The 14,216-nt window shown below is 73.6% G+C and carries 11 protein-coding genes; 5 read left to right on the plus strand and 6 right to left on the minus strand.

The window, feature by feature from the left end; translation table 11 throughout:
* Positions 1–20: 20 nt before the first annotated feature.
* Both ACI78U_RS00825 and ACI78U_RS00830 read left to right on the plus strand, forming a co-directional pair.
* Entirely contained in the window at positions 21–626 is a 606-nt protein-coding gene (locus ACI78U_RS00825; protein ID WP_456873380.1) for a hypothetical protein, read from the plus strand.
* Positions 627–917: 291 nt separating this feature from the next.
* Complete coding sequence (locus tag ACI78U_RS00830; RefSeq protein ID WP_456873381.1) at positions 918–1,139, plus strand: hypothetical protein; 222 nt, start codon at positions 918–920, stop codon at positions 1,137–1,139.
* A gap of 474 nt (positions 1,140–1,613) precedes the next feature.
* On the opposite strand, the gene ACI78U_RS00835 is transcribed toward ACI78U_RS00830, so the two are convergent.
* From ACI78U_RS00835 to ACI78U_RS00845, 3 genes are all read right to left on the minus strand, one after another.
* A complete protein-coding gene (locus ACI78U_RS00835; protein WP_456873382.1) occupies positions 1,614–3,353 on the minus strand; it encodes an FAD-dependent monooxygenase in 1,740 nt (579 codons plus the stop codon).
* A gap of 79 nt (positions 3,354–3,432) precedes the next feature.
* On the minus strand, positions 3,433–5,502 hold the full coding sequence (locus ACI78U_RS00840) for an AAA family ATPase (protein ID WP_456873383.1): 2,070 nt from the start codon (positions 5,500–5,502) through the stop codon (positions 3,433–3,435).
* A 150-nt stretch (positions 5,503–5,652) separates the two neighbouring features.
* Positions 5,653–6,444, minus strand: a complete 792-nt coding sequence (locus tag ACI78U_RS00845; RefSeq protein ID WP_456873384.1) for an alpha/beta fold hydrolase — start codon at positions 6,442–6,444, stop codon at positions 5,653–5,655.
* Between the two features lie 213 nt (positions 6,445–6,657).
* Here ACI78U_RS00845 and ACI78U_RS00850 point away from each other — a divergent pair, with 213 nt between their 5' ends.
* Positions 6,658–6,816: a hypothetical protein gene (locus ACI78U_RS00850; protein ID WP_456873385.1), complete on the plus strand. Its 159-nt coding sequence runs from the start codon at positions 6,658–6,660 to the stop codon at positions 6,814–6,816.
* Positions 6,817–6,993: 177 nt separating this feature from the next.
* Here ACI78U_RS00850 and ACI78U_RS00855 read toward each other — a convergent pair whose 3' ends face one another.
* Positions 6,994–7,902 carry an SDR family oxidoreductase gene (locus ACI78U_RS00855; RefSeq protein ID WP_456873386.1) on the minus strand — a complete coding sequence of 303 codons (909 nt, stop codon included), beginning with the start codon at positions 7,900–7,902 and terminating at the stop codon, positions 6,994–6,996.
* Here ACI78U_RS00855 and ACI78U_RS00860 point away from each other — a divergent pair.
* The gene (locus ACI78U_RS00860; protein WP_456873387.1) at positions 7,901–8,248 is read left to right on the plus strand and encodes a helix-turn-helix domain-containing protein; all 348 of its coding nucleotides are present in this window, start codon (positions 7,901–7,903) and stop codon (positions 8,246–8,248) included. The two genes, ACI78U_RS00855 and ACI78U_RS00860, sit on opposite strands and share 2 nt — an antisense overlap.
* Before the next feature lie 315 nt (positions 8,249–8,563).
* Positions 8,564–11,611: an ankyrin repeat domain-containing protein gene (locus tag ACI78U_RS00865; protein ID WP_456873388.1), complete on the plus strand. Its 3,048-nt coding sequence runs from the start codon at positions 8,564–8,566 to the stop codon at positions 11,609–11,611.
* Between the two features lie 102 nt (positions 11,612–11,713).
* Here the strand turns inward: ACI78U_RS00865 and ACI78U_RS00870 are convergent, their stop codons facing one another.
* Together ACI78U_RS00870 and ACI78U_RS00875 are read right to left on the minus strand one after the other, a co-directional pair.
* Positions 11,714–11,980: a hypothetical protein gene (locus ACI78U_RS00870; protein WP_456873389.1), complete on the minus strand. Its 267-nt coding sequence runs from the start codon at positions 11,978–11,980 to the stop codon at positions 11,714–11,716.
* Positions 11,981–12,327: 347 nt separating this feature from the next.
* Entirely contained in the window at positions 12,328–14,166 is a 1,839-nt protein-coding gene (locus ACI78U_RS00875) for a GMC family oxidoreductase (protein ID WP_456873390.1), read from the minus strand.
* Positions 14,167–14,216 lie beyond the last annotated feature (50 nt).

Consider the following 14,216-nt stretch of genomic DNA (forward strand, 5'->3'; position numbering starts at 1 on the left):
GAACGCCAGCGAGAAGCGAGGTGACCGGGGTGCTGGACGCCGTCGACCGTGCCCGTCTCCGGCTGCTCGACGGGCTGGTGCTCGCCTGGGTCGTCCTCTGGATGGTCCTCGGGGCGTGGACCGGCCACGAGATCGGGCAGCTCACCTCGGTGAGCGACGCGGCCGAGGCCTCCTCGCGCGCCGCCGACCGGGCCGGTGATGCGCTGCAGTCGCTACGCGACCTGCCGATCGTCGGCGGGGACGCCGGCGACCTCGGCGACGAGGTGCGGGCAGCGGCACAAGAGGTGGCGGCCGATGCGGCCGAGACACGGGTCACCGTGCGGCGGATCGGGATGCTGGTCGGCGTCGTCGTCGCGCTGCTCCCGCAGACCCCGGTGCTGTGGTCCTACCTCCCGAGGCGCCTGGCACGCCGCGCCGACGACGGTGCCCTGGAGCGCCGGCTGTCATCGGTCACCGTGGACGAGGCGCTCACGGCCTACCTGGCCCACCGTGCGGTGCACCGGCTGCCGTACCGGCGGCTGCGCACCCTGACCCACGACCCCGTCGGCGACCTGGGCGCCGGGCGTCACGACGCCCTCGCCCGGGCTGAACTGGACCGGCTCGGGATTACCTGCCGGGCCCGATGACCGGCTCCGGCGGCAACGCAGGGAGTGCCCGCAGGCGGCGTCAGTCGTGCCCGTCGCCCGGAGCACGTCAGGGGCTTACCGCGCGCGGTCACGGTGCTGTCACACCCACCCCGCTGCGGGGCCATCCGAGGTGACGTTCAGCTGACAGCCTTCGAGCGAGTGCATGTGCCGTCCCTGTCCGGTTCATCGAGCGAGGGCTCCCCTTCCCGCGGTGGATCGGTCGTCATCCCGATCAGCGGGGAGGCGAGGCGCAGACCTCGACCCGACCCCCCGAGCCCGAGGGAGAGCCAGATGCTCGAATGCCAGCACCACTCGACCGCGCACATCGACGCGTGCCTGCGCGCCCTCCACACCGTCGTCAGGGACGCACGCGCGGAGCTCGCCGAGGTCCGAGGCCGCCAGTCCGAACTCGCCGACATGGAGGCCGCGCTGGTCATGGCCATCCAGGTGCGCTCCCGGCGCATCGACGACCTCCTCGACGAGCGCCTGCGAGCGGTCACCGAGCCGACGTGACCGGCCGGACCGTGGTGGACGTCGCTGACGTACGCCTCCTCATGGAGGGGCACCGCAGTCGCGGTCGGGACGGGTCCCGTAGGTGCCCTGCTTGCGAACGGACGACCCGGAATGGATCGGGCACTACGCGAGCGTGGGGTCAAGCGGCCGGGGCGTCGCCTACGACGGTAGGCAGCGGTTCGGACAGGGATGAGACCCACTCCTCCGCAAGGGGACTGCTGGCCCAGACGGTCAACGGCTCGCCGACTCACCGGAACCGGCCGGATGTGGCAGCTGCGGCCGCGGGAGGACGCGCCTCCGTGTGCCCGTCACCGGCGGCAGACGTCTGCCGCACCCGGTGCAGGAACGCCCCCGGGGCGCAGCGCGCCACAGTCCGCACAGGTCATCCCCGACTCTCCCCTCTCCTCAACCGGCGGGGCAGCCTCGCCCTGCGGCCACGTCCCGGACGCCGCGACCCGGTGGGGGGACCAGTCGTCACGGAACCGTCATGGAGATGCGGCGACGGTGGCGTGCTGCGCGTGGAGCCGGGCCGCCGCCTCGGTCGGTACCGCACCGGGTGACCCGGATACGCGCGGACCGGACCGGGGCCCGGCCACCCCGGTGCCGGGACAGGTGCTCCCGGAGATACCGGGTGGGGTGTGTTGACCCCGCCGTGCCCGTCCCTGTTGCTTTGACCCCAGGTGTGCGGTGCGGGGGGGGTGACGGCGACCAGCTCTCCGGTCGATGGGGAACTGCGCTCGCTGGGGTCCGCTGTCGGCTCCTGCGGATCACCAGGGCGACGGCCGTGACGCCCACGATGATCACGACGGGCACGGTCAGCGCCGCGCCGAGGAACAGGACCGTCCCCAGAGCGACACCCGCGCGCGCAGGCGCGTCGGGAGCTCGACGGCGGCCGGCGGCGAGCACCGACCGCAGCACGGACGGCCGCAGGAGCGCAGCCGGCGGGTCGAGGAGCCCGGCCACACGCACGAAGCTGCGGGTCAGCTCCGGGTCGTCGACCGCGGCGCGGTGCAGCCGGGCGACGTAGGCGCCGAGCAGGCGCTGGCGCGCCGTCCGCCGTCCCGGCACGCCGGGAAAGGCCAGGCCCCCGCCGGCCGTCATCTGCCACGCCGGGTCCACCACCCGTGCGACGGCCCGGAAGTACCGCCGCGGCGACGGCGTCCGTCCGGCCCGCAGCAGGGCGGCGAGCGCCTGTGCCTCGAGCGCGGCCACCGTCATGCCCTGGCCGTAGAACGGATTGAGACTGCAGAGCGCGTCACCGATGACGAGCAGGCCGTCGGGCAGGCCGGACAGCCACTCGTAGCGGCGACGGACGCTGGCCGGAAACCGGAAGGCGACCGCGGCGCCGTCCGGTTCGGCGTCCCGCAGGGCGGCGGCGACCGCGCCGGACCAGAGCGACCCGGCCCAGCCGGTCCAGGCGGCCGGGTCCGTCGGCGGGCGCTCGCCGAGGACGCCGGCGAGGGTGACCAGGCAGCGCCCGTCCTCCACCATCGCCAGGGCCGCTCCGCGGTGCTGGTGCGGGAACGGCGCGACGAGGATGCCCAGCGCGCCGTGGAGGGCCTCCGGACGCGGCCGGTACGAGCGAGTGGCGTAGCAGAGATCGATGGGGACCCGCTCCTCGGGAGGTCGCTGGTAGCCCAGGTCGGCCAGCCACGTCGCGGATCGGGACCCTCGCCCGGTGGCGTCCACCACCAGGTCGGCGGCCAGGTGCTCCTCGGCGCTGCCGTCGGCCGCGCGCAGGAGGCGGACCCCGGCGATCCGCCGGCCGTCCGCCGCGGCGACGAGCCCGACGACGTCGGTCCGGTCCCGCACCTCGACGGTGGGCAGCGTCCGGACGCGGCCCCGGACCACGGCCTCCAGCAGCGGCCGGCTCGCGCTCACGGTCACCGTCCGGCCACGGCCACCGCCGGCCAGCCGGTGACCGTCGACGAACCAGCGCACGTCACGCTGCGCGTCCAACAGCGGCACCCCTCGTGCGGCGAGCTCGGCGCTGAGGCCGGGGAAGCAGTCCTCGAGGACCTGGAGGCCGCCGGCGCCGAGCACGTGCACGTGGCGCCCCTGCGGCACACCGCGTCGTGGTGCGGGGCCCTCGTCGAGGGCGTCCCGGTCGACCACCGTGACCCGGTCGTAGGCGTCGGCCAGGACCCGTGCGGCCAGCAGGCCGGCCATGCCGCCGCCGAGGACGACGGCCCGCTCGCCGATTCGCTGCTGCATCGTCCGCTCCCCCTTCGTGCGGGGAGAGCCTGTGGGCCGCGACTGCTCGTTCGCCAGGTCAGACGGTGCTCAGTACTGCTCACCGGGGCCCGTAGACCTCGCGCTCCCAGAGCCAGGAGACGATGCGGGAGACGCCCTGGGCGAGATGGCGGCGATAGGTGCTGAACGGCAGGCCGAGCACCGCCGCGGCGGCCTCCTGCGTGCCGCACGGGCGCAGGTAGGTCCGGTCCACCGCCCGCCAGGCGCGGTCGTCGCGCGGGTCGACGGTCAACGACGCGGCCGCCTCGCGGACCAGTGCCGCGAGGGCCGCCGTGTTCCCGCCGTCGGCCTGCACGAGCCGGGCCCGCAGCAGGGGGTTGCGGGCCAGCAGGTCCGCCCGGGAGAGGTCCCGCAGCGCCTGGCGCACGTGCACCTCGAACTCCTCCTGGGAGAAGACCACCGGCTGGGGGTCCGCGCTGGAGGGGGCGAGGGCGAAGTCGGCGGCGAGTGCCCGCTCGGTGACCAGCTCCATCCAGGAATCCACCGGCACGGCACGGAAGTCGTGGGCGAACAGGCCGTGCCGCCGTCCGGTCACCACGACGTCGGCGCCCGCGGCCCGCGGCATGTCCGCCACGGCGAAGTAGTCGTCCCACCGGTCCGGCTCGATCAGGCTCAGGAGGTCCCAGGCGAGCTCCGGCGTGCTGACGTAGCGCTGCAGGGTCAGCACCGGCACGGCGTTGAGTGTCGGAGACGGGCCCTGGTGGGCCTGCCTGTCGACGACGAAGCGCGTCAGCGTGACCACCTCGCCGGGGCGCGGCGGCACGGTGCGGTGCGCGTACTCCCAGGCGGCGCGAGCCACCGGGTCGACGGCACGGTCCTCGGCCGAGGCCCGGGTGAGGTCCAGCAGGCCGACGACCCCCCGCAGGCCACCGTCCGTGGCGCGCAGCACGAAGAAGCCCTCGGCCTGACGAGCCAGCCAGTGCGCCGCCATCGCCGCCGACTCCTGGCCCTCCCACAGCTCGACCAGCTCCAGGATCACCGCAGCATCCCCGTCGCGCGCAGGCTCGGGATAGGTCTGACCCCACGAACCCCAGTCGACCGGCGAAAGGACGCCGGGCAGGTGGCGGAAGAGGAACTTCTCGTCGAACGCCGCGCGCTGCTGGGTGTGCCACGACGAGGCGCGCATCCGCTCGTGGACGTGCCGGCGGACCGCGCGGAAGGTCTGCTTGTAGCCGTCGAGATCACGCCACCGCAGGTCGGCGTCGAGCGCGTCACGCGCCAGGTCGTGCGGGAAGAGACCATCCGGTCCCTGCTCCACGAACGACAGCGAGCGCAGCCACCCGAACAGCTCGTGCGCATCCTCGAGCACCAGCGCATCACGCAGCAGCGGCTCGGTCGTCGTCCGGGCCAGGGAGCACACCTCCAGCGCGCGCCGGTGCAGCACGCTGGGCACCGTGTCGACGAGCTGGTGCAGCAGCGTGGCCACCAGGTCCGGGGTGAGCGGGTCCACGCCGAGCTCACCGCCAGCGGCCACGAGGTCGGCGAGCAGGGACAGGCCCAGCGGGTGACCGTGCGACACCTCCACGATCCGCCGGTGCAGCGCGGGCTCGATGCCGCGCGCGGTCAGGTAGCTGCGGCTGTCGGTCGAGTCCAGGTTGCGCAGGGACACGCTGCGCATCAGCTCGTGCCAGGCCGGATCCGCACGCCACTCGGCGCCCGGCGGGGTCCGGCCGGCCAGCACCGTCAGGGACGAGCGGGGCAGCCGGGGCAGCAGCTCGTCCCGGAACCAGCCGTCGAGCGGCGCGAGGTGCTCGTAGCCGTCGATCAGCAGCACGAGGCGCCCGGGCGGTGAAGGGACCGACGCCGGCGCGGGCGGGACCTCGATCTCCCCGGCAAGGGCGTCCGACACGGCCGACGCCGACGGACCGACCGAGCGGCCGTCGATCCGGACGACCGTGCAACCGGCCTCAGCTGCCACCTCGGCGACGGTCTCGAGCAGGCTGGTCTTGCCGATCCCGCCAGGACCGTGCACGTGCAGCACCGAGAACGGCTGCTGCGCCACCTCCAGCGCGCTCCGGACCAGCTCGAGCTCCGCCCGGCGTCCCACGAACCGGTGCCGGCGGCGGGTGGCCAGCAACTCACCGACGGTGCCCCGAACGGCGACCCGCACCTCCTCATGCTAGGTCTCCACGGGCTGCGCGGGCACGGCTCGGGGCTCGCCCTCCGCCGTACGCAGGCGCCTCGCCGCACACCGGGGGCTCCTGCGGTAGCGCTCTCCTGGTAGCCGCCCCGGGGACACCGACCGCCGACCACCGGAGTCTCAGGTCACCGTGCGGAGGAAGCGCCGCACCTCCGCGTCGAACGCCTCGGGAGCCTCCAGGTTGGTGACGTGACCGGTCCTGGGGAGGAACACCAGCCGGGACCCGGGGATCGCCGCGTGCAGCGCCTCGGCCACCGGCCGGGGTGCCCGCACGTCCTCGGCGCCGTAGAGCAGCAGCGTGGGGACGGTGACGGTCGGCAGCACGTCGCGCAGGTCCGCGTCGGCGAACGCCGTGAGCATGGACCGCGTGCCGGCCGGGCGGACGTCGAGCATCACCCCGCGGACGAGATCGAGGGTCTCCTGCGGCACCGGCCCGGCGAAGAACCCCGGCAGGTAGCCGTCGACCCACTCCGCCGGCGGGCGGTCGAGCTCGGCACGCACCCGCCGCAGGCGGGCCTCCACCTCGTCCGCGGGCAGCGACCCCCGCCACCCGGCGTAGGCCGAGGCGAGCACCAGGGACCGGACCGACTCCGGGTGGCGTCGCCACACCGCGAGCGCGAGGACGCCGCCGGCGGACAGGCCGCACAGGTGCACCCGGCCGAGGCCGAGCGCGCCGACGAGCGCGGCCACCGCGTCGGTGTACTCGTCCAGGGTTAGGTCCGCCGGCGGGTCGGGGGACGCGCCGCAGCCGGGCGCGTCCCACGCGACCACGTCGAACTCGTCCGACAGCCCCTCGAGCTGCGGCCGCCACTCCCGCCCGTCGCTCCAGGCGCCGTGCAGGAGCAGCAGGGGCGCCCCCGCCCCCGCGCGGTGGTAGGCGATGGTCCGTCCGCCGGCCTCGACGACGTCCACGGCAGCCCCTCGACGATCCTGCTGGCCGACCCCGCTGGGCGTGGCGTCAGAGACCGCCGCCCCGCGTCTGTCGCGAGCCTCCCATCCGCAGTGATCTCGCGCCCGTTCGCGCTCAGCGTCCCCGACGAGACGCCGGAGACGTGCTCGCGCGTCACCTCCTCTGCTGTGTCCCCGAACTCCTGGTAGCGGCCGGTGCCCGTCACGTCCCAGGAGATGTCGAAGCCGCAGATGCTGCTCTCGGGCTCCAGCACCTCGATGTGCTGGTCGATCGGGAAGGTCCCGACCTCGGGCGGAGCCGCCTGCCCGACGGCGGGAACGGACACGACCGCGAGCGCGGCGAGTGACGACACGATGCCGACCCGGCTCGGCTGAGGGATCACGGTGCCTCCTGGCGACGGCCCGGAGCGACCGGGCGGCGTTGACCTGACACCGGGAGCGTTCCGACCGCACGCAGCCTCGACAGCCGAGGTGACCCCAGTGCGACCTCGTGCCAGCACGGCATCCCCGCTCCTCGCGTACGTCAGGTGACGTCCGAGGACGAGCGCGTGATCAGCCGACCGCCCTGCCGGCGGCCAGCGCGGCGATGAGGTCGGACGCCGGCCGCGGCCGGATGCCGAGCGCCAGGAGGGCCTCCGGCCCCGGAAACGAGGACACGTCCATCGACACCGCGATCCCAAGGCCGGTGGCGAGCTCGGGCAGGCGTCGCCGCAGCGCCCGGGCGCCGGCCGCGAGCACCGGCCGCGGCACGACCACCCGGCGGAAGCGCCCACCGACGGCTCGTTCGAAGGCGTCGACGACCTCGTGCCGGGTCAGCGACTCCGGCCCGCCGAAGTCGACCGCCTCCGGCGGAACGGCCATCGTGGCCACCCGCACGCACGCCTCGGCGACGTCGTCCTGGGCGATGTAGGGCACCGGGTTCCGCCCCCGGCCGAGGATCACCGCCCAGCGCTTGTCCGGGCGGATGCCGCCGGCCGGTGACAGCCACACCTCCTGGAAGGCGGCCGGCCGGATGACCACCGACCGCAGCGAGGACGCCCGCAGCCGCTGTTCGGTGGCCCGCTTCGCCGCGAACAGCGGCACCAGATCCGCGGTGGCCTCGTCGCCGGCCAGCGCCGAGACGAACACGAACCGCTCCACCCCGGCGGCCTCGGCCGCCCGGATGAGGGCCGCATTGCCGTCGCGGTCGACCCGGCGGATGGAGGCGTCCTTCGCCCCCGGTCGCCAGCGGCCCACCGCATTGGCGGTCGTGATGACCGTTCGCACACCGGTCACCGCCCGGACCAGGCTGGCCGGCTCGGCGAGGTCCCCGGTCACCACCTCGGCGCTCAGCCCCGCCAGCGTGGTCCTGTCGCTCGCGGGGCGGACCAGCGCCCGGAACGGCACTCCTTCTCCGGCCAGCCGGGCGACGATCCGGCCGCCCAGGTGACCGGTCGCTCCACAGACCAGCAGCTCCGCCATGTCGACCCCCTCGGCGAGAGCACCAGCCAGACAGAGCGGCCCCGCCTTGTCAACGAGGTGGTCACCGGTGGCGGAGCCCGGTGTGATCGACGGTGCCGGCAGCGCCGGACCCGCCGCGCCCGCTGCCCGAGCTCGCTGGTACCGCCAGCTCTCGACGCGAACCGGTTGTGCAGGCGCGAGTCGGGGCCTTCATCTCCAGCAGTACACGGCCGGCCGGAGCCTGCGTGAGCTCGCGGAGCTCACTGACCGCAGCTTCAGTACCGTGCGCAACATCCTCGACAAGCACCGGGTACACCGCCGGCCCGCCGGGGCCAGCCCTATGCGCCAGCCCAAGTCTGACAGCTAGAACCCCGCGACCGAATGGTCTCCGGTCGCCGCTTCGGGTAGGTGCTCCGCGATTGCGTCCAGCCGCATGAAGGAGCGGTGGCTGGCCATGAACGTCAGCGATACCGCGTGTTCAGTGAAGTGGTGCTCGAGGTCGCCCGAGACGCGGCCGCGCGTGTGCAGCCCGTAGTTCCGTGGGCGCACAGGTCGATGCGACAGCCGCGTAGCAGGCGCTTCTGATCAGCTCAGGCGTCGAGTCCGAGGACTCCGTGGACTAGCCCGCGGTGCCGCTCGTGCTTATCGTCGTCCTGCGAGACTTCGCCATCGGCGGTGCCACATGGTCATAGATGTCTCTTTTCGCACGGGTCGCTCCGCAGCGGATTCGGAAGCCTGGCAGCGCATGCACCTGCTGCCTCTTCGGATCATCGCGGCCGTGGTGGTGTTGGCCGTTGTCGCGACAGCCTGCACCTCAGACACCGAGCCGGACGCGAGCCCAAGCTCGGCCGCGCCGGCGCCCTCGCAGGGCGGGCCGCCGTCAGCTGAGCAGGAGGGGGAGGTGGGGTGGCGGCTCGGCTCGTACCTCGTCCGTGACGGCGCCCGCAGCTCGATCGGCGAGGGGTTGGCGCGGACCACGAGTGACGGTGACGTCGTGGCGATGGACGCGATCACGCGGGTGGGCAACTACGAGACCCGGGTGGTGGTTAGCGAGCAAGGCACCTTCCTGGGGACCGATCTCGGCGGTCACGGCGGCTGGATCGACCTGGCCAGCGGCAGCGGAGCCGGTCAGGCGCCTCCGCTGCCGCCGCTGCTGGCGCCAGACGACGACCCGGTCCTCACCGAGCAGCTGGACGGCCAGACCTTCGACGTGCACGTCTCCGGCGGCCCGGTCACGTCTGACGGCGTGAGCACTTCCGCGACGGTCTTCCAGACCTGGGTCGACGACGACGGCGTCGCCCGGCGCCTGGTGACGCAGACAGCGCTCAGCGGGCCGGACGGCCGCCTGGACGTGGTCACGATGGCCGACCGCGACGACGCCATCGAGGTCGACCCCGGCTACGTCGCGGTGGGCAAGGCTGTGCCCGTCGCTGCTGTCCTGCGGCGCCTGGAACACCTGACGGCCGACGCGCCGGCCGTGCGCGATGAGCCGGCGTCAGGTCCTACGGCCTCCGGTCCCGCGGCACAGGCCACGCTCAGTGGAGGGTCGAGGTTCCTCGCGGCCCCGGCAGTCCCCGCCCAGCAGCCGGCACCCGAGGGCTCCGCCGGGTGCCGCGGCCGCATCGTCGGTGTGGACCAGACCGAAGACGGACTGCGCGCCCGCGTGGGGGACTGGGAGTGTCCGCCCGGCGTCGAGGAGCCGCGCGTGGACGGCATCGACCTCGGGGAGGTGCGGTTCGGCCCGCCCATCGCGCTCGGGGATCAGCCGGCCCGTGACGTTGAGCCGCCCCCGCTCCCTCGGCAGTCAGGGCGAATCACCGTCTGTCGAGACGCGCTGGACGTCATCGCGGACTTCTTCGGCTGGACGTATCTTGGCGGAGCTACCGCGGTCACGCTCATCGCCATGGTTCCTGCCTTGGTCGCAGGAGGAGCCACGGTGGCCGCGGGCGCGCTCTACATTGTCTCCGGGGCTGCGCTGATCTACATCATCGTGCGGACCATCGACTGCTGGGACACCTTCCTGCACGGCGAGCCGCACATCACCACCGTCGACGGCCACGACTACGACCTGCAGGCCGCCGGCGAGTTCGTCTGGCTCTCCAGCCCCCAGCTCACCGTCCAGACGCGCTTCGAAGGCACCGTCGGCTCGGTCACCTGGACCACCGCGACGGCCGTCGACACCGGCTCGCACGTCGTTGAGTCCTACTACGACACTGCCGGCCCGGACAGCGCCGCCGACGTCACCGAGGGCGTCCCTGCCGTCATCGACGGCCGGGCCACGACGGTCGACTACACAGGCGTCGTGCTGGACGACGGAAGCTACGTGGCCCGGCAACGCGGCGGCCTGGACGACCGGAACCTGCTGGTCGTCGACCCGCGCGGGGTGTGGGTCCGCGTCGAGAACCTCAACGTCAGTCAGAACGTCCTAATGGGACTGCCAGACGGCGCCGGAGCCTCGACCCGGGGCCTGGCCGGCACCGGCGACGGGGACCGCACCAACGACTTCACGCTGCGCGACGGCAGCGTCCTCGGCTTCGCTGAAGCCCGCACCATCGACGGCCTGTACGGACGCTTCGCCAGCTCCTGGCGCGTTCAGCCCGCCGAGCGGCTGTTCACCGCAGGTGACGCGCAGCAGTACCTGACCGAGGACTACACGGCCGTGCCGCAGTCGGTGACGTCGCTGGCCGACTTCGCCCCGGACGAGGTCGCTACCGCCCGCGAGCAGTGTCGCGCGCAGGGCGTCACCGACCCAGCCGAGCTGGAGGACTGCGCCTACGACTTGCTCGCCGCCGGGCAGGAGTGGGCCGAGCAGGCCGGCGAGAGCGCCGTCGGTGCGCAGCAGCCGACCGCGCGAGCAGTCAGCGACGAGCGCGTCGCCGACGACCCGCTGCTACTCGCCGCCGACGACTGCGACCTCGGGGTGCTGACGGAGCTGCTCGAGGACGGCGCGGACCCGAACATGCGTCGCGCCGACGACGGCGAGACACCGCTCCGCTTCGCCGCGCAAGCTGACTGCGCCGACGGCATCGAGGCGCTGATCGACGCCGGCGCCGACCCCGACCTGGCCAACGACGAGGGGGCGACCCCGTTGTACCTCGCCAGCTCGGACGGCGACGCCGCCGTGGTCCGGGCGCTGCTCGAACGCGGCGCTGACGCCGATCGGGCGCTGCCCAGCGGCGACGCACCGCTGCTCGCCGCCTCCTTCGACGGCCACCAGGAGGTGGTCGAGGCTCTGCTCGAGGCGGGCGCCACCACCGACGTCCGCCGTGACGAGGACGGCTTCACTGCCCTGCTCGCCGCCGTGCAGGAAGGGCACCGGGACGTCACGCAGGCGCTGCTGGAGGCCGGCGCCTCACCTGACCGCACCAACGCCGAGGGCGAGACGGCGCTCATGGTCGCTGCCGACCGCGACGCCGTACCTCTGGTCGAGCTGCTGGCGCAGGCTGGGGCGCAGCTGGACCGGCAACGCGCCGATGACCAGGCCACCGCGTTGCATCTGGCGGCCGACGACGCGCCTGCGGCCGTAGACGCGCTCCTGCGTGCCGGCGCCGACCCCGATCCCGCGGACGAGGACGGGCTGACTCCGCTGCACATCGCCGCCTCGAACGGGCAGGCGACGATGGTCCGATCGCTGCTCGACGCTGGTGCGCGCCGCGATGTGCGCGACGAGCGCGGCCGGACACCCGCCGACGTCGCCCAGCCGAACGTCGCGGAGCAGCTGAGACCGTGACGTCGGGCTCCTACCGCGGGGCTAGCAGGGCTCTGCCAGCGCAGAGGACGTCCTGCCCGCGCGATTTGCCGCTTGTGCGCTGACAGACAGGCCGGGGTCCGTTTAGGTCCGCAGCAGCCGCCAGCCGGCGGAGGCGTCGTCGGCGTGCTTGCCCAGCCTGCGCCACCCGGCTGCTTCCGGGTCGCCGAGCGCCTCGTCGAGGCGCAGCAGCCGTCTGCGGCCGCTGAGGCGGAACGCAAAGCGTGTGGCGAGCGGGTCGGTGATCAGGCGCGCCAGGAAAGCCGCGTCTCCGCTGTGACGCTCCCGCTGCCGGCTATCGACAGTCCAGGCTGCGGCCTTGGGCACGAGAGCGCCAAGCACGCTGGGCACGTGGACGGCGACCGTCCGGTCACCCCGTGCAAGAACTCAAGAGGCTCAGCCGCTCGGCAGAGCCCGTTCGAGCGCGGAGTAGCTGGCCCGCCGGCGCGTCCCTCAGTGAAGGCAGCCCCGCGCGACCGGGCTCCCAACTCTCCACGATCACGGGCTGTCCGACCGGCGCGCTACGTTCCGACCATGTCCATGAAGCCGCGCACACCGCGCTCCACTCCCCCAGCGGGAGAGGCCGGTGGGACGGCTCCCACTTCGCGGTGCCCAAGTCCCCCCTCGGACACAGATTGATGGCCCGGGACACCTGCACAGGTGCTCCGGGCCATCGCTCACTTCGGTGGCCTCGGGCTCTACGCGCCGACGAACTCCCGGAGCTCGACGCCGTGGTCGACCGCGATCAGCTCGGCTGCCTTCTCGGCGATCATGATGGTGGCAGCGTTGGTGTTCCCGCTGACCACGTTCGGCATGACGCTCGCGTCGGCGACGCGCAGCCCGTCGACACCGACCACCCGCAGCTGGGGATCCACCACCGAACCGATCCGGCAGGTGCTCGTCAGGTGGTAGACGGTGAAGGAGTAGTGCTGCGCCAGGTCGACGATCAGCTCGTCGCTGGGGACGTCTCCGCGGGTGTAGCCGTGCTTCTCGGCCAGCCGCCGCGGCACCATCAGGCCGCCGATCTCGTGCGTGCGGCCCATCTCCTCCACGATGGCGAGCGCGCGCCGTGCCACCGCGAGCATCACATCGAGGTCGTGCGGGTCGGTGAGGTAGTTCATCCGGATGTCCGGCGCTGCCAACGGATCGGCGCTGCTCAGGCGGATCTCGCCCTCGCTGTGCGGCTGCACCGGGTTGGCCAGCACGAAGATGTTCTCGGCCGTCGGCGACAGGTCGACCGCCGGGTCGTCGAAGTACTCCGCCGCGTCGACGTGCAGGCAGGAGTCCCAGATGTCGACGTTGTAGCCGCACACGAAGATCGCGATCTGGGCGTCGTGGGTGTGCTCGTCGCCGAGGCCGGTCGACAGCCAGGCGGCCGCGTCGTAGAGCGACGACGAGACCAGCCCCTCGCCCGTCGTGAACCACTCGGCGAGTTGGCGCTCGGCCTCGGCCTTGAGCTCCTGCAGCTCCGGCGGCAGCGAGGTGTCGTCGGCCGGGTCGGCGGGCAGCGGCCCGGCGGGAGCCCGCAGTGCGTCCGGTCCCATGGCCACCCCGATCCTGGCCATGGAGACGCCCAGTCCCGGCGCCGGGAACATCAGACCGAGGTGCAGGTGGTCCTTGAGGTGACGGCCCACATCAGGGGCGTCGACCCGGCACTCGATGCCGAGCGACTCGAGGTGCTCGCGCGGCCCGACGCCCGAGAGCATGAGCAGCTGCGGTGACCCGACCGCGCCCGCGCTGAGGACCACCTCGCGCTCTGCGTGGACGACGTCGGTGGTCCCGTCGGCGGTGACGTACTCGACGCCGGTCGCCCGCCGGGCGCCGCCGTCGGAGAGGAGCACCCGGGTCGCCTGGGCGTGAGCGATCACCGTGAGGTTCGGCCGCTGCTCGACCTCGCCCTCCAGGAACGCGTGGTAGGTGCTCGAGCGCTTGCCCTGCCGCGTCGTCGTCTGGAAGAGGGAGACGACGCCGTCCGGGCCACCCCGGTCGCGGCCGTTGTAGTCACCGAGCGGGATCCCCGTGGCCGCCGCTGCGTCGACGAACGCCTGAGCACCCGGCAGCACGGGGCGGCGCACTGAGACGCCGAGCGGACCGTCGGTGCCGTGCGCGGGCAGGTCGAGCGGCAGGTGCTCGCTCGGCTCCAGGCCCTCGCTCTTGCGGAAGTAGGGCAGGACCTCGTCATAGCTCCAGCCGTCGGCGCCACCCGCGGCCCAGGCATCGAAGTCGCCCGGGTGTCCGCGCACGTAGGCCAGGTAGTTGATCCCCGAGGAGCCGCCCAGCATCCTGCCGCGCGGCACCATCATCCGGCCGTTCCGCAGTCCCTTGCCGACGCCGCCGGCGTCCGCGCTGAGCATCCAGTCGGTCTCGGGGTCGGCCTGCAGCACGGGGCAGGCGGCCGGCATCAGCTCGGCAGGGGGCGGCGGACCGCCGGCTTCGATCAGCGCGACGCGCACGCTCGGGTCCTCCGACAGACGGGCCGCGATCACCGCGCCAGCGGATCCGGCCCCGACGACGACGACGTCCACGCTGCTCGGCACGCGGCGAACCTAGCGCCGGTGGACCAGCGAGGGAACCTGACGGATCCCAG

This window comes from Geodermatophilus sp. SYSU D00710 (genome assembly GCF_054050195.1).